The sequence below is a fragment of the Bradyrhizobium sp. USDA3010 genome, assembly GCF_056429065.1.
This window is the reverse complement of sequence record NZ_JBWJZD010000038.1, coordinates 44,113-56,678: the sequence shown is the minus strand read 5'-3', so window position 1 is coordinate 56,678 and position 12,566 is coordinate 44,113. Positions and strand designations below refer to the sequence as shown.

Genomic DNA, 12,566 nt, shown 5'->3' with positions numbered 1-12,566 from the left:
ATGGCGGGCGTGGTGTTCGCGGCTGAAGGTGATGGGGTTGGCTTTGCAACCGAATCCTACGCCGCATCAGCGCTTTACACCACGCTCGCCAGCCTCTCAGGCGCCTCTGACGAATAAGACGGGCTAGTTCGGCCTTTTGCGGTTCAAGATAGGCATATTTGCTTTCGATCTCGGCCCGCTTCGACGCGGTGATCGCCCGGTCATAGGCTCGACTGGCGGCCAGCTGCTGGTCCTGCAGAACCCGCGCCTCATCGACTGATCCTTCCGTGTCGACACCAGCGCTTTGCAGGAAGGCCAGCCGCGCCCTGTTCTCGGTGACGTGCGCATCTTCGACATTCTCGCGCGCGGTCTCTGGCGCCAGCGCGGCGGCCTGCTTCGTCTTTGCCGCGTCCGTCAGTCCGATCTGCGCCTGTTGGCGGGTGATCTTGGCGTTCTCAATTGCGAGCCGATCGCGACCAACCTGGATGTCGACCTCGTCCGCCTTAAACTTGTCATCGATCCTAGCCTGCTCAGTCGCCAGCTTTGATCCGGCAGCGCTGAGCGCTTTGTCCAAATTCAGCGCGCGATCTCGATCAAAAACGGCCTGTGCGCCTTCTGCGCTCGCTGTGGTTTTGTCCAATGCGCCAGAGAGATTTTCTGCGGATCCGGCCGCCTTATCGAGATTGTCAGCTACGACCTGATCGCCCTCTCCTCCCTGGACCTTGCTCAGTCGATCAAGAACGATGCCCGGCGTCCCAAGCTCATCAGGAGAAAGCGGCACATCGCCAGGGCTTCGATATCGACTGGTTGCGGCAACGGCAGCAGGATTCGGCTTCAAGCCATCCTTGAGGTCGCTTTCATGTCTCGCCTCCTTTAGCTTTTTAATTCCTTCGGCCGTCGCCCCCACGAACTTGGCGGCGCCCTCCAGCGTCGTTGAGACGATCTGCGATCCATTGAGCGCCTCGCCCAGCTTCGACGCTTCGGCCTTGAGATGCGAGAGCGACTGCCCGATGCTGGTGCCGAAAGTCGACTGAGTAGACCGTTGATCCTCCTCAAGCGTTGGGAGGATATTGCCGAGCGACTTCAACGCCTCTGGCGCGGAATAGGCAGTCGCATTGGGAAGTCTGCTCTGCAGATCCTGCAACAGCCGCTTCATCAGGGTTGGCAGAACGTCCGAAAACCCCTTGGCCAACTCCGGCGTGAGGCGGCCCGTGTCCTGCAGTCCGGCCAGGAACGTCTTGATCGCGGGCCCGGCCTGCTCCTCGTCGACGCGATCGGCTTCTGCACCGACGAACAAGGATTTCAGTGCATCGAACTGTTGTCCGCCGGAAAGCTGGTTGCCGAAACGTTGATTGGTGCGCGTGATTTGCTCGAAGGGAGCGGCCAGGCCGGCCGTCGGCAATTTCAATTCCTGCGCGGTTTTTTGCAGCTCCTGATATGTTTCGATGCCCTTCTGTGCTGAGCCCGCGAAGGCGCCCAGTCGCTGAGCCTGTGATCGCGCGGTGTCGCCGGCCTTCTCCATAGCCGTGACAAGCGTGCCGGTGATGGCCGCCGCCAGTGCGACAACGCCCCCGCGCCCGATCGTGCCCCACTCGCGGATGCCCCCAAGCTCGAGCCCGGCGCGTTCGGCCGCCGGCTTGATGGTTTCCACCAACCGCTTGACGCGCTCGATGGATTCACGGCTCCCCTCGGTCTTCCCAGTGAGGCCGGCAAACACCTCGCCGTATTTTCCCAGGCCCGAGTTCGAATCCTGGATCGTCCGATTGGTCGCAGCCAGCGCTTTCGCGCCCACTTCGCCAGTTTTTCGAAGTTTGGCCTGCACATCTTCTGCGCCTTCAAGCGAGATTCTTTGAACTATTCGAGCGACCATTTTGTCGTTTCCTTTTTAGCTGCTCGGCGCGAAGTCGCCGCTTGCGGTCCACGTGGCCGTGTCGGTCTTAGTAAGCATGACGCTGATCCAGGGGTAATCCGTTGCCAACGTCTTGCCGGCAGCGGGCGTGATCGTCACACCATCGTCGGCCGCCACGAAGTCGAACGGCGTCGTGGGGGGCAATCCCATGATCAATGTTTTTCGATCGACACCGGGCAGCTGGCTGGCATCGGCGAGGGCCAATGTCGAGAAAATTAACTTCGTGCCGATCGGCAGCTGGTCAAATGGCGCGCCGCCATAGATCATGATCCGGCAGACGCCATTGAACTCCGCCAGGCTTCCCTCTGACGGCAACACCGGTTGGCCTCGCAAAGCCGGGATACGGATGAGACTTTCGCCCGGCTGGAGCTGGCGCCAGCGATCGAAATCAAACTCGCCGGCCGTGGTCAAAATGCAACTCAGGCCAAAGTCCCAGCCGACGGCTTCATCCTTCGTGGTCATCACGGCACCCCGACCGCAGTCATGTAGGTGCGCAGGCGATCGTAGAAATTCGTCACGTCGGTCGAACTCAACGATGAGCCGATGCTTATCATCGCCTGCTGATAACCGGCGCCCGATGCCGTGCCGCTGCTATTGATACCAAGAGCATAGAGATTGAGGTTTGGTGGAGCGTTCGAACCGTCACCGCTTCCTGTCGTTAGCTGCGAAGTGTTTTTGTAACCCTGCGTCGCGTTCGAGCCTGAACGATTAGCTAGCAAAAGTCCGTTCGCGCTGTTGGACGTTTGGACGCTTGAGAGAATACCGAGGTTATGCCCGCAATTGAGGCGATAATAAAAGCGACTATCGCCGCTATACTGTCCATAAACCTGCGTATCGACGCTACCGTTTGACGAGCCAAATTCAGGGCCACTGTGTGCCGTGCCAACGACGTTCCACACCCCAAGATGCGCTAAGTTCTGCGAAAACTGGGGTGATGAGGCTGTGGCCGGATTGAAGCCCGTATCGATGTAAACGGTCGAGCTGCCATCGACGCCAGTGAACCCACGATCAGCCGTGAACGTCGGCGAGCCGTGGGAAGTCCCGTTGAAGCTGGACGAAATCAGGTTCAGCAGCGCGGTGGTGCTGTCCTGCGTGGCGTAGACGTGCAGCACGTCGAGTTTTGAGAACACGCCATCGGACACCAGGCCATTGATCAGGGCCTTGTAGGCGTTGGTGTGCGTCGTATCGAGGCCAGAGGTCCGCGCGAGAAAGGCCGTCGTTTCGGCCGCGTCAGCACTGCCAAATTTGCGAGAAAAGCCGATGATCACCATGTTCAAATTTTCCCCGATGGTTTCGCTGCTTTCCGTTCGTTCAGCTCAGCCAGCGCGCGCAGATACCGATCGCGCATGGCCTTCGCCTCTTTGAGCGGGATCCACCTGTCATCGACGAAGACCTCGCGCTCGTCATCGTCGTTCGAACAATCTTCTGCGAGCATTCGAACACCCATCGTTCGAACGGGAGTGCGAACCTTTCGGCGGTTCGCCTTGGTCTGATCAACGGTCTCGGCGATCGCGCGCTGGACCTCGGCGATGTCGAATTTCCCCTGCGAATTCCGCTTGATGTGGCCGGTCTTCTCCAGCCACCAGAGGCCAGATTTCGACCGCTGAAGGATCTTCGCCAGCGCACTAAGTGAAACCGCGGATGCCGTATCGCTCATGGGTGTTCGATCAATTTGGAGGTCTGACGCTAGCGATGTCGAACGCATAGCTGTCCCGCATTAGTTTTTGGCCGGGAAGGACCCGGTGAGTTTCCATTTGCTTGGACCGAGCTTCGTGAGAACGTAGGGCGCAGCTGCTACGGGGCCATTGGGCAGTTCGATCTCAACGCCGGGGCCCTCTTCGAAGCTGATGCTGATGCCGGTCGGGATGTCGAAGTAGCCGATCGTCCGCTCGTCATCGGGAATACTGCCCATCGCACCGTGGACGAAAACCAATCGAGTTTGGTCAGGGAGACTGCGGAAGAAGTCCTCGTCCGTAACAACGATGACATTCGCGAAGTGGGGATCCCAGACATCCCATCGGCCATTGCCGGCTATGCGTGGCGCGCTGATGAGGGATTCGCCGTCCTGCAATACTCGGTGGCGGTCGGGGGATAGCCGACCATCGGCCGTGCGAATGATGGACGATCCTGGGGTAAATCGGATGTGCTTGGCCGACATTGGACCTTTCCTTATTTTCGCTGCATGAACGACTTGCTGGCCTCTCGCGCTCGAGCGTGAGCCTGCTTCCATCTCGAGGTGGTGGCTGCTTGTCGGTTGATAGGATTCGTTGCCGCTGGTGCCTTCGGCTTCGGTGCGAGCGGCGCTGTCGCCTGCCGTTTCCGCGCGCGGGTCGGGACTGGTGCGCGGACTGCGGGCTTCGTGGTCACCGCGGCGGCAAGGGATAGCCCGCGCTGGTGGACCAGCACGTAAACGGTCTGATCTCGGTTGGTGGTGATGAGCTTCTCGGCGAGCTTGGCGCTGATCCGCTTTGCTTGCGCCTCGCCACGCAACCAGCCTCGGCTGGTGTTCCGTTCAACCCGCATGTCGCCGCCTCTCTTTGTGTGACCCGCAACCCGCGCGGAAGTAGTCCAGAGATCTGGCAAGCGCTGCCTGTCGACGCGCCAACCGTTGTGCGAGCGTCTTCCCGCTGCGAATGTCATGCGGAGAATGGTCCCGATCAGATCGGGGACCCGCTGCCGGTCTATTATTTTTCGGCCGATCGCCCATGCGAATCACTCCGCCGCGTCCGCAATACCGGCTTGCTTCCGCTCCCATGCGAGCAATTCCGATCTGCTATTGAGGATTGGCGAGACAGGTTTGAGGACAGTCTCCGCCGCGAGCTTCCGTGCCGGCTGCGCACTGCCCTCCTCAAGACGAGCGACCGCTGCGAGCACGGCGCTGGGGCCACCGGTGATCGGCCGCCAGCCGATTTCGCCTCCCAGGCCGGGCACGCTCAGGATCTCGGCGAGCGCGCCGAGGGGGCCCCGGCCACGCACAGCCGGCGTGAACGTGATGCGATCGTACACGCGACGTTGGGTAAGCTTGTCCACTCGCTGGCCGAAAAATGGATGGTTGTGAGGATACTTTCTGACGAGCAAGCCTGTGCCGTCTGACTGTTCCTGAATCTGTTTTGCCAGCTCATCCGGATACGGGTCGCCGCCGTGCCCGTTGATCCAGTGAACCTCCCGGACGCGCTCGATTTCCCGTTCGGGAATGGTCGGCGAGCAAAGCACCTCCTCGTCCAGCGATGGAATTTGCTCTTCGCGCTTGACGCTCGCGTTGTACTCGATGACGGCAAGGTCAGCTTCCGCCTTCGCCTTGAGCATGCGTCGCGCCATGTTGATCATGGCGGGCAACTCCTTGCGCATGAGAGCCGCCGCCGCATCGCGTTTTGCCACGACGGTCGCGCGCGCGGTCTCTCTCTCGCTGCGTTCCTTCTCTGCCCCCAATCGGTCGCGGGCCTCGGCCAGATCGGCCTCGAGCTGTTTGGCTGCAATTGACAGCCCTTCGACGGCAGATCGCGCAGCATCAACGCGCTGTTGTGCGCGCTCCTCTAGGTTCGGATCATTGCGTCCACCATCCGTGTAGATGGCAAGGCGGTCTGCCATCGAGCTGTTGTATTCAACGCGAGCCGCGGCGAGCTTCGTTTCGATCCGCTCACGCTGACGGTCGATCTGCTGGACTTCGGCCTCAAGTCGAGAAAGTTCGCTCTGCTTGTTGGTGAAGGACAGTTTCATTTGGTATTCCGGTCTGTGGTCTGTGCCGAATCCAAACTAATCTGCTCGCCGACCGCATGTCGCCGGTCCCTTTTTGGCTAAAGCCAAGAAGCGAGGCTTTCGTCGGCCTATTTTTTGGCTTGAGCCAAATTCGCGGCGCGAAGTTCAGCTTGCGTGCGGGCGGCGGCGCCTTTTCGATATTCGATCTCTCGCAACAATCGCTGCAGCGAGATCAGCCAAGTGTCCCTCGTGCCATCGCCAACAACGCGCGCGCCGATCGGCTTTCCGGCCGCGTGGCACTCGAGCGCCCACGATCGTATTGTTTGGTCTGAAACACTAGCGATTGTGGATGCTGCACGCGTGCTCAGAACCTCGCCGCTTTCGAGTTCATCCAACCAATCGCGGACGCCCTGCGACAGATTTGTAAGCTTTGCAGCCATTCGGTTGAGGTCGGCTGCGATCCTCTCCAGACCGTTTGCGTCGCGGTGCGCCTCAGGATGAGCGGCGGTCATGGTGGGCCGTCTCCCGTCTTGTAAGTGTTGAATTGGTTCTCCGAGAGAAGTGACTCAACACTTACTCGTGGAACGAGATCACGCCGCTTCGCATCGTGGCCGGGCAATGCGAGGACCAGCTCGCTGCGCAGAAAGCATCCCGACCAGATGCAGATTTTTCCGCCGCGCGCGAGCACATGGGCGGCACGGTACAGGGCCTGGTATGCCGATGCAGAGCACGGTCGAGGCAGGAGGTCACGAAACCAGACCGCCGGCCGATCCGCAGTAATCGTTCCGAGAATAAGGCGCTGCCATTTTCCCAAACCGCGGCTCACGCGCCCTCCCCCGCCTGCTGTGCATCAAAAGCCTGCGTCCATGCGTCAATGCAGCTACGGTGAAGCTTTGCCGCCGTCCCGTCGCGGATCACGTCGACGATATCGCCCGGACCTCCGCATTGGTGGCATGTCTCGCCTTTCATCCCGTCAGGACGTGTCACACCCGTCACGGGCGTCACGGAATGCAGCTTTGTGACGGGTGTTACGGATGTGACGGGCTTTTCAGGAATGGCGGGCAGGTACCGCAGCCATGGATCACGAAGCTCTGCCGCGGTGTAGCCGCGGAGCTGCTTTGCACCGAACCAAAGCTGGCGGGGGCCCACCTCGTATTTCTTCAGCATCCTCGCAAGCGCTGTTGCATCCAACGGCTTGTGCGTCCTGGGCAAATTCGCCCAAGGACTTTCGGCGCGCGCGATTAAACGCTCGATAATAGTTTCGGTCTGCAGCTGCTCGGCGTCACCGAAAATCTCCTTCAGATCGACCAAAAGCTGGACACTCAAGCTCTGGATCTGCTCCTTGGAAGCCGTCACCAGCGTCACAGCGGCGTCACGGACGCGAACCGGCCAATCCTCACCGGCGAAGTCGGCAATGGTGACGAGCGCCTCCCAGGTGTCAGCATCACGGTCGACGATCTGATCCGGCATTGCCGGCCAACGTTCCACCCTCTCCGGCCATGATGCCGTCCACGCCTCGATCTCCGCTTTGATCGGGTCGGCCTGCGGCCCGTGAATTCGGCGACGGAAGGGTTCAACTTTTTCGCCCGAGTGTCTGCGCCTCATTGAGATGACAATCGAACGCGACATCACGGTGTCGGGCAGATTCCCGATGCCGGCCAACGCGACCGCACAATATGCGGATAGCTCTTCGGTTTCGATCGACTTGCCGCGGATTACGCAGCGTCCGGCGACCGCGCCCTTGCGGTAACCAGCATTCAGCCAGCCGCGCAGATCCTCGTCGCCTTTCGCCTTCGGCCCATAAATCGTATCAGCCTCGTCGAGCAGGACGGTTGGGGCACCCTCTTCGCTTGCGACTTTGCGAAATAGATAGTTTGCGGTCGCGTTGACGCACAGAACCGGATCCGGAACGAGTTGTTCGGTAACCTCCTGCGCTCTTGTTTTTCCACTGCCCTTCTCTGCCGATAGAAACGCGAGCCGAGGTGTTGTGTCCCACAGATGCATTGCGTGAGTGTGGACAATCCAGAGAGCGTGGGCGACGTGCGCAGCCTCATTGGGGTAGCTGACGAACCGACCAAGGTAATGATAGATGCGGTCCAGAACGCGCGCACCTCGACGCGCATCGACGTCGACTACAAGCTGATCCAGTTCGGCATTGCTTGCGGTGTTGATATCCATCATGCCACCTCCGCCATTGATTGCGACACGACGTCGAGGCATCCCGGCGCAACCTCATCGCACCACTGGATCGCCATCTCCGGCGAGATCAACTCGTGTGACAACGCCGTACCGATCATTATGAACTCTTCGCGCACCAACTGAACGCGAACCGCTGCGCAGCGAATAGATGCGAGAACAAATTGCCGATTGTTGGTGGTCATAGCAGCACCTTCGCGGACAGGAACTCGCCGAGCGCGATCGCTGCGGCTTCCGCCATATGGCTTTCAGGGAAGCGTGCGCGCGACATCCAGAACGTGGCGCGCGATTTGTACGTCACGGCAAATCGAAGCGAGCCGTCACTCGGATCACGCACGGCCGCGATGGACACGGAGCCGCCGACGACCTCGGAGATGATGCGATTGATTTCGGTGCTCACGACCGGCCTCCGGAATAGGCCAGTTCGGCCAGGACAAGGGCAGTCGCGACGGGCATGGCGAAGCGCGACATGATGCGCGACGCTTGCAAGAGTTGAGGGCTGGCTGTAGTTTGCCCGAGATCGCCGCCAAGCAGATCACCGACAAACACAGCCCCGCCCCTTGTGGCGGGGTTTTTGCTGGGCATTAGTCGAGCCCCAACTTCTTGCGCAGCGGTGCCGTCACCACCGCCTTCTTGTGCCCCAAGTCGATGACATCGATCTCGCCGCGTTTGATGGCATCGTAGATGCCGTTCCGCTTCAGCGGCAGAATGCCCGAAGCAATGAGCTGAGCCGGAGTAATGGTCGGGCGACCCAGCAACTCCTTGATCTCATCCGTTGTCATTTAGAAAATCCCTTTTCGTTGGCTACCGGGATAAAATGTATTGTGATTTGCCGTTTCGTGCCATAAGGTGTGCATAAGTTCTTAAGGCAAAATAAGGAGATTTCCATGCCAACTCCGCCAAGGAAAAGGCGACCGGGAGGCGGCCGCAAGCCGAGCGTCAAGGCAATCTCGACCTTCTCGACCAGGATCAGCGCGGAGACACGCGGTCAGTTGGATGCAGAAGCGGAGAGCAGCGGGATCAACGTTTCGCGGCTTGCTGAGGTTCTACTTTCAGAGGGTCTGCGCGCACGGAGATACAGAGATATCGATGATCCAGTGCGCGCTTTGGCGTTTGTCATTCAAGCAATTGCCGGCCAAGCCAAGTCCACCACGGAGGATGGCAAGGTCTGCGAGTGGAATACCGACCCGACGATTTTTGAGACGTTCCGAATTGCCGTGGAGAAATTCCTCGATCGCTTGAAGCCGCCCGGAAAAATTGACGCTTCGATCGAAGGGCCACTCGTTGGCCGATCTCCCGAACACCAAGCTGAAGCAATCGTCCGCGAACTCTGGAATGGACTTCAAGCCTCTACCGCGCGAAGTCCCGCGGAAGTCGATGCCCTGATTTTGGAGCGACATGGACGGCCACTTTCAAAAGAAGCGATCGCAGCGATGTCGCTTGGTTCCTACACATGGGCCAACGTTCGGAAGGCCTTGGTCAAAGACGAGGGGGAAAAGTCATGAAGGGACACATCCAGCAGCGCGGCAAGGATTCATGGCGCCTCAAGTTCGATGCCGGCCGCGATGACAAAACCGGAAAACGCAAAACTCAATTCCATACCTTCCGCGGGACCAAACGGCAGGCACAGGTCAAGCTCGCCGAATTGATCGCATCAGTCAGCCAGGCAAACTACGTCGAGCCGAACAAGATCACGGTCGCCGAATGGGTGCGCGGTCGCGTCGACCATTGGGAAGCCTCGGGCGAGATCAGCGCGCGAACGGCTGAGCGCTACAGGGAATTGACCGAAAATCAGATAGCCCCGCACATCGGACTGAAGCAGCTGCAAAAGCTCCGGGCCCTCGACATCGAGGAATGGCACACCACGCTCCGCAATGGCGGCCGAGCCGACGGTAAGGGAGGCATCGCACCGCGGACGATCGGCCATGCTCACCGTGTTCTGGGAAAGGCGCTGCGCGACGCCACTAAGAACGAGCTTGTCATCAAGAACGTGGCCGCCATCGAGTCGGCGCCGAAGGTCGATGACGAGGAAATGGTAATCGTCCGAGATGTCCCGGCGTTCATCGAAACATTGCGCGGGCACCGCCTTTTCGTCCCGGCTATGGTCTCACTGTTCACCGGCATGCGCCTTGGCGAGGTGCTCGGCCTCCGCTGGGGCCGGCTGGATCTCGACAAAAAGATCATCGAGGTCCGGGAGGCGATCGAGGAGACCAAGGCCCACGGCATCCGTCTCAAGGCTCCGAAGACCAAGGCCGGCCGGCGCGACATCACCCTGCCCGATCTCCTGGTCGATACCCTCCGCGACTTTCGCAAAGAGCACCTCGAGCTGCGGCTCAAGCTGGGCGCCGGAAAGCTTCCTGACGATGCGCTGCTATTTGCCAGCCTAGATGGCGCTCTGCCTTCCCAGAAGCGTTACAGCAAGGCCTGGAGCGACTTCCAGCCCGACATGGGGTTCCACAATCTCCGACACACCCACGCATCCCAGTTGATCGATGCTGGCGTGGACATCGTCACCATCTCAAAACGTCTCGGCCATGCAAAGCCGGACATCACCTTGCGCGTCTACGCCCACTTGTTTAGGAACGACGACGGCAAGGCGGCAGCGGCGATTAATGCGGCGCTGGCACGTTAGGTGCCAATCGGGTGCCAATTTCGCGGTTCGTTCTCTCCGAGCCTACCGCTAAGCACTTGAAATTGTTGGTTTGGAAGGGTGGCCGAGTGGTTTAAGGCACCGGTCTTGAAAACCGGCGTGCCCGCAAGGGTACCGTGGGTTCGAATCCCACCCCTTCCGCCAGATCACGGCGTGCCGCCGCTTTGCGACGTGGCGTATGCCGTCATGGTTAAACCCTTCGGCTTTCTCTCACTCGCAGCGTTGGCATGCTGCGCAATTGTGCGGTTGGGCGCCAACATGGAACGGACGGAACTGCTCCGTCCGATCATATGGCCGGGACGCAGATGCTATTCGCTCCATCTATTCCATATGCTCGTCTACGACGTGTTCTTTGACTTCGGCCGTCCGCTTGCCGGTGGCCCTGCACTTCCGTTGTCTGCCTCTTGGCGGAGATCACCTGGCGCACGATCGAGTCCCCACTGATCGGCTACGCAAGGAGACGATTTGCGAGAGCCGAGCCTGTGACGATCAGGGTCGTTGGTGTCATTTAGAGCAAATGCAAGAGGGGTAACCGGAGCAGCGGTATGCTGACTGGCTGGGAGCCCATCTTGGTGCCGCGGTTGAAATCTCCCGCCGGAACAGACAATTAACGAATCAGCTCAAATAATAGGATCATTGCCAGGCTGGCGCTCGGCACCAAGAGGCTGACATGAATTGGGTCAAGGCACTGCTGCTGCTCTCCGTGCTGCTCCTTGGATGCGCCGACCTCGCGACCACCAACAGGATCTTGGAGCTCGGGTTCGGCGAGGCTAACCCGTTCATGGAGATGGCGCAGACTTGGTTCGGCGCCTGGTGGCTGATCCCGAAATTGGGTTTGACGTTCCTCGTCATCGCGTTGCTTTGGCGCAGCCAGAGCCTTTCCAGGATCGCCCTCGTGGTGGCGTTTTGCTCAACGCCTGTCATCAACAATCTCGTCATTATCGCGGGCGCGAGCTGAACCCACACTAGTTCAGATATGGTGACGTGAGCGTCCTGCTCGTTTGCTGCGAGCAGGCATGACCCGATCAAAGCCCGAACCTTCTGCCGCCTAACCAGCGCCATTGCTGCCCTGCCCCGCGCAGGCGATCGGGCACCCAGTCAGGTCTGCCGGATGAACTCCGCGATCAGGCCGCCGATTTCCTCCGGGGCATCCTCAAGACAATAATGCCCGACGCCGGCAAGACGCCTGACCGGTGCCGCCGGGAAGATCGCGGAAAACAACGGCAGAAAATGCTCTGCGTGCAGCGTGCGGTCCGCCTCGCCCCAGATGGCGAGCGCCGGCCTGCTGCGGATCGCGCGGTCGGCGGCGGGATCCGGCGCGTCGAACCTGTGCGCACCGGTCGCAAAGCCCCTGGCCCATCCGATCGCGCCGAGGCAGTCGGCCGGGCGTGCGAAGGGTGCGCCGTAGGCGGCGAGCCAGGCGTCGGTGATGACGGCGTTGTTCTCGAAACCATTGAGCTTGAGCGTGCTCAGGATGTTGAAACCGAGTTGGCCGAGAACCGGCTCGAGCTCGCCGTTCGCCTCGGCCTTTGCGATCCATTGAAACCACGGCGAAGCCAGCGCATTGGCGGTGACGCGCTCGAACAGATCGCTCTGCCCGAACGGCGTCGGCCCGTTGGCCGAGATGATGCGGCGGATGCGATCCGGATGCCTGGCCGCGAACCCCATGCCGACGGGGCCGCCGAAGTCATGCATGACGAGCGTGATGTCGGTCAGATCGAGCGCAAGGACCAACGTTTCGAGATTGTCGACATGGTCCTGCAGCCAATAGCTGCGCTGCGCCGGGGTTGCGCTCTTGCCGAACCCCATGTGATCCGGAACGACCACGCGCTGCGTCGCGCTGAGGGCCGGCACCAGATGGCGAAACAGATAGCCCCAGGTCGGTTCGCCATGGAGGCAGAGCACCACCTCGCCGTCCCGCGGGCCTTCGTCGACATAATGCATCCGGAAACCTGGAGCCGCGCTGAAATGCGGCGTGAACGGAAAGGTGCCGTCGAAGGTGGCGTCGGACTGGATCATGGCTTGGCCTCTGGTGGTTTTAGATTGAAACCGTCGCGTACCGCTTGTGGTTTTACTTTGCAACCGATATATCCAGACCCCGACGGGGCGGTCTTTCGGGCCGCGCACCGATCAGAA

General features: G+C 60.3%; 15 protein-coding genes and 1 tRNA gene. 4 read left to right on the top strand and 12 right to left on the bottom strand.

Annotation, left to right across the window (positions count from 1 at the left end; genetic code table 11):
• The 11 genes from AC066Y_RS36380 to AC066Y_RS36330 all read right to left on the bottom strand — a co-directional run.
• Positions 1-1,849, bottom strand: a 1,849-nt coding sequence (locus tag AC066Y_RS36380; RefSeq protein WP_478278068.1) for a hypothetical protein, incomplete at its 3' end; no start/stop codon positions are given.
• 15 nt (positions 1,850-1,864) lie between these two features.
• On the bottom strand, positions 1,865-2,350 hold the full coding sequence (locus AC066Y_RS36375) for a hypothetical protein (protein WP_478278067.1): 486 nt from the start codon (positions 2,348-2,350) through the stop codon (positions 1,865-1,867).
• Positions 2,350-3,159 (bottom strand): hypothetical protein, encoded by an 810-nt coding sequence (locus AC066Y_RS36370; protein ID WP_478278066.1) that lies wholly within the window; start codon positions 3,157-3,159, stop codon positions 2,350-2,352. Before AC066Y_RS36370 ends, AC066Y_RS36375 begins: the two co-directional genes overlap by 1 nt.
• Positions 3,160-3,161: 2 nt before the next feature.
• Positions 3,162-3,545, bottom strand: coding sequence for a hypothetical protein (locus AC066Y_RS36365; protein WP_478278065.1), 384 nt, complete (start codon positions 3,543-3,545; stop codon positions 3,162-3,164).
• A gap of 60 nt (positions 3,546-3,605) precedes the next feature.
• A complete protein-coding gene (locus AC066Y_RS36360) occupies positions 3,606-4,046 on the bottom strand; it encodes a hypothetical protein (RefSeq protein WP_478278064.1) in 441 nt (146 codons plus the stop codon).
• 554 nt (positions 4,047-4,600) lie between these two features.
• Entirely contained in the window at positions 4,601-5,605 is a 1,005-nt protein-coding gene (locus AC066Y_RS36355; RefSeq protein WP_478278063.1) for a hypothetical protein, read from the bottom strand.
• A 107-nt stretch (positions 5,606-5,712) separates the two neighbouring features.
• Positions 5,713-6,096: a hypothetical protein gene (locus tag AC066Y_RS36350; protein WP_478278062.1), complete on the bottom strand. Its 384-nt coding sequence runs from the start codon at positions 6,094-6,096 to the stop codon at positions 5,713-5,715.
• Between the two features lie 310 nt (positions 6,097-6,406).
• Positions 6,407-7,765, bottom strand: a complete 1,359-nt coding sequence (locus AC066Y_RS36345; protein WP_478278061.1) for a DUF3631 domain-containing protein — start codon at positions 7,763-7,765, stop codon at positions 6,407-6,409.
• Positions 7,762-7,965 carry a hypothetical protein gene (locus AC066Y_RS36340; protein ID WP_478278060.1) on the bottom strand — a complete coding sequence of 68 codons (204 nt, stop codon included), beginning with the start codon at positions 7,963-7,965 and terminating at the stop codon, positions 7,762-7,764. Before AC066Y_RS36340 ends, AC066Y_RS36345 begins: the two co-directional genes overlap by 4 nt.
• The gene (locus AC066Y_RS36335) at positions 7,962-8,180 is read right to left on the bottom strand and encodes a hypothetical protein (protein ID WP_478278059.1); all 219 of its coding nucleotides are present in this window, start codon (positions 8,178-8,180) and stop codon (positions 7,962-7,964) included. The genes AC066Y_RS36340 and AC066Y_RS36335 overlap by 4 nt, the downstream gene beginning before the upstream one ends.
• 184 nt (positions 8,181-8,364) lie before the next feature.
• Positions 8,365-8,562, bottom strand: coding sequence for a hypothetical protein (locus tag AC066Y_RS36330; protein WP_478278058.1), 198 nt, complete (start codon positions 8,560-8,562; stop codon positions 8,365-8,367).
• A gap of 105 nt (positions 8,563-8,667) precedes the next feature.
• Between AC066Y_RS36330 and AC066Y_RS36325 the strand changes: the two genes are divergently transcribed.
• From AC066Y_RS36325 to AC066Y_RS36310, 4 genes are all read left to right on the top strand, one after another.
• The gene (locus tag AC066Y_RS36325; protein WP_478278057.1) at positions 8,668-9,285 is read left to right on the top strand and encodes a hypothetical protein; all 618 of its coding nucleotides are present in this window, start codon (positions 8,668-8,670) and stop codon (positions 9,283-9,285) included.
• Entirely contained in the window at positions 9,282-10,412 is a 1,131-nt protein-coding gene (locus tag AC066Y_RS36320; RefSeq protein ID WP_478278056.1) for a site-specific integrase, read from the top strand. Before AC066Y_RS36325 ends, AC066Y_RS36320 begins: the two co-directional genes overlap by 4 nt.
• A gap of 72 nt (positions 10,413-10,484) precedes the next feature.
• Positions 10,485-10,574 (top strand) — tRNA-Ser (locus AC066Y_RS36315).
• Between the two features lie 526 nt (positions 10,575-11,100).
• Complete coding sequence (locus tag AC066Y_RS36310; RefSeq protein ID WP_249132423.1) at positions 11,101-11,388, top strand: DUF5658 family protein; 288 nt, start codon at positions 11,101-11,103, stop codon at positions 11,386-11,388.
• Positions 11,389-11,528: 140 nt separating this feature from the next.
• Here the strand turns inward: AC066Y_RS36310 and AC066Y_RS36305 are convergent, their stop codons facing one another.
• Positions 11,529-12,449 (bottom strand): alpha/beta fold hydrolase, encoded by a 921-nt coding sequence (locus AC066Y_RS36305; RefSeq protein ID WP_478278055.1) that lies wholly within the window; start codon positions 12,447-12,449, stop codon positions 11,529-11,531.
• Between the last annotated feature and the right edge of the window lie 117 nt (positions 12,450-12,566).

What these genes read in the sequence shown, in the direction of transcription:
- AC066Y_RS36345 (WP_478278061.1), bottom strand. Translation starts at nt 7,765, where the DNA reads ATGATGGATATCAACACCGCAAGCAATGCCGAACTGGATCAGCTTGTA.
- AC066Y_RS36365 (WP_478278065.1), bottom strand. Translation starts at nt 3,545, where the DNA reads ATGAGCGATACGGCATCCGCGGTTTCACTTAGTGCGCTGGCGAAGATC.
- AC066Y_RS36330 (WP_478278058.1), bottom strand. Translation starts at nt 8,562, where the DNA reads ATGACAACGGATGAGATCAAGGAGTTGCTGGGTCGCCCGACCATTACT.
- AC066Y_RS36355 (WP_478278063.1), bottom strand. Translation starts at nt 5,605, where the DNA reads ATGAAACTGTCCTTCACCAACAAGCAGAGCGAACTTTCTCGACTTGAG.
- AC066Y_RS36305 (WP_478278055.1), bottom strand. Translation starts at nt 12,449, where the DNA reads ATGATCCAGTCCGACGCCACCTTCGACGGCACCTTTCCGTTCACGCCG.
- AC066Y_RS36375 (WP_478278067.1), bottom strand. Translation starts at nt 2,350, where the DNA reads ATGACCACGAAGGATGAAGCCGTCGGCTGGGACTTTGGCCTGAGTTGC.
- AC066Y_RS36320 (WP_478278056.1), top strand. Translation starts at nt 9,282, where the DNA reads ATGAAGGGACACATCCAGCAGCGCGGCAAGGATTCATGGCGCCTCAAG.
- AC066Y_RS36310 (WP_249132423.1), top strand. Translation starts at nt 11,101, where the DNA reads ATGAATTGGGTCAAGGCACTGCTGCTGCTCTCCGTGCTGCTCCTTGGA.
- AC066Y_RS36340 (WP_478278060.1), bottom strand. Translation starts at nt 7,965, where the DNA reads ATGACCACCAACAATCGGCAATTTGTTCTCGCATCTATTCGCTGCGCA.
- AC066Y_RS36360 (WP_478278064.1), bottom strand. Translation starts at nt 4,046, where the DNA reads ATGTCGGCCAAGCACATCCGATTTACCCCAGGATCGTCCATCATTCGC.
- AC066Y_RS36350 (WP_478278062.1), bottom strand. Translation starts at nt 6,096, where the DNA reads ATGACCGCCGCTCATCCTGAGGCGCACCGCGACGCAAACGGTCTGGAG.
- AC066Y_RS36370 (WP_478278066.1), bottom strand. Translation starts at nt 3,159, where the DNA reads ATGGTGATCATCGGCTTTTCTCGCAAATTTGGCAGTGCTGACGCGGCC.
- AC066Y_RS36325 (WP_478278057.1), top strand. Translation starts at nt 8,668, where the DNA reads ATGCCAACTCCGCCAAGGAAAAGGCGACCGGGAGGCGGCCGCAAGCCG.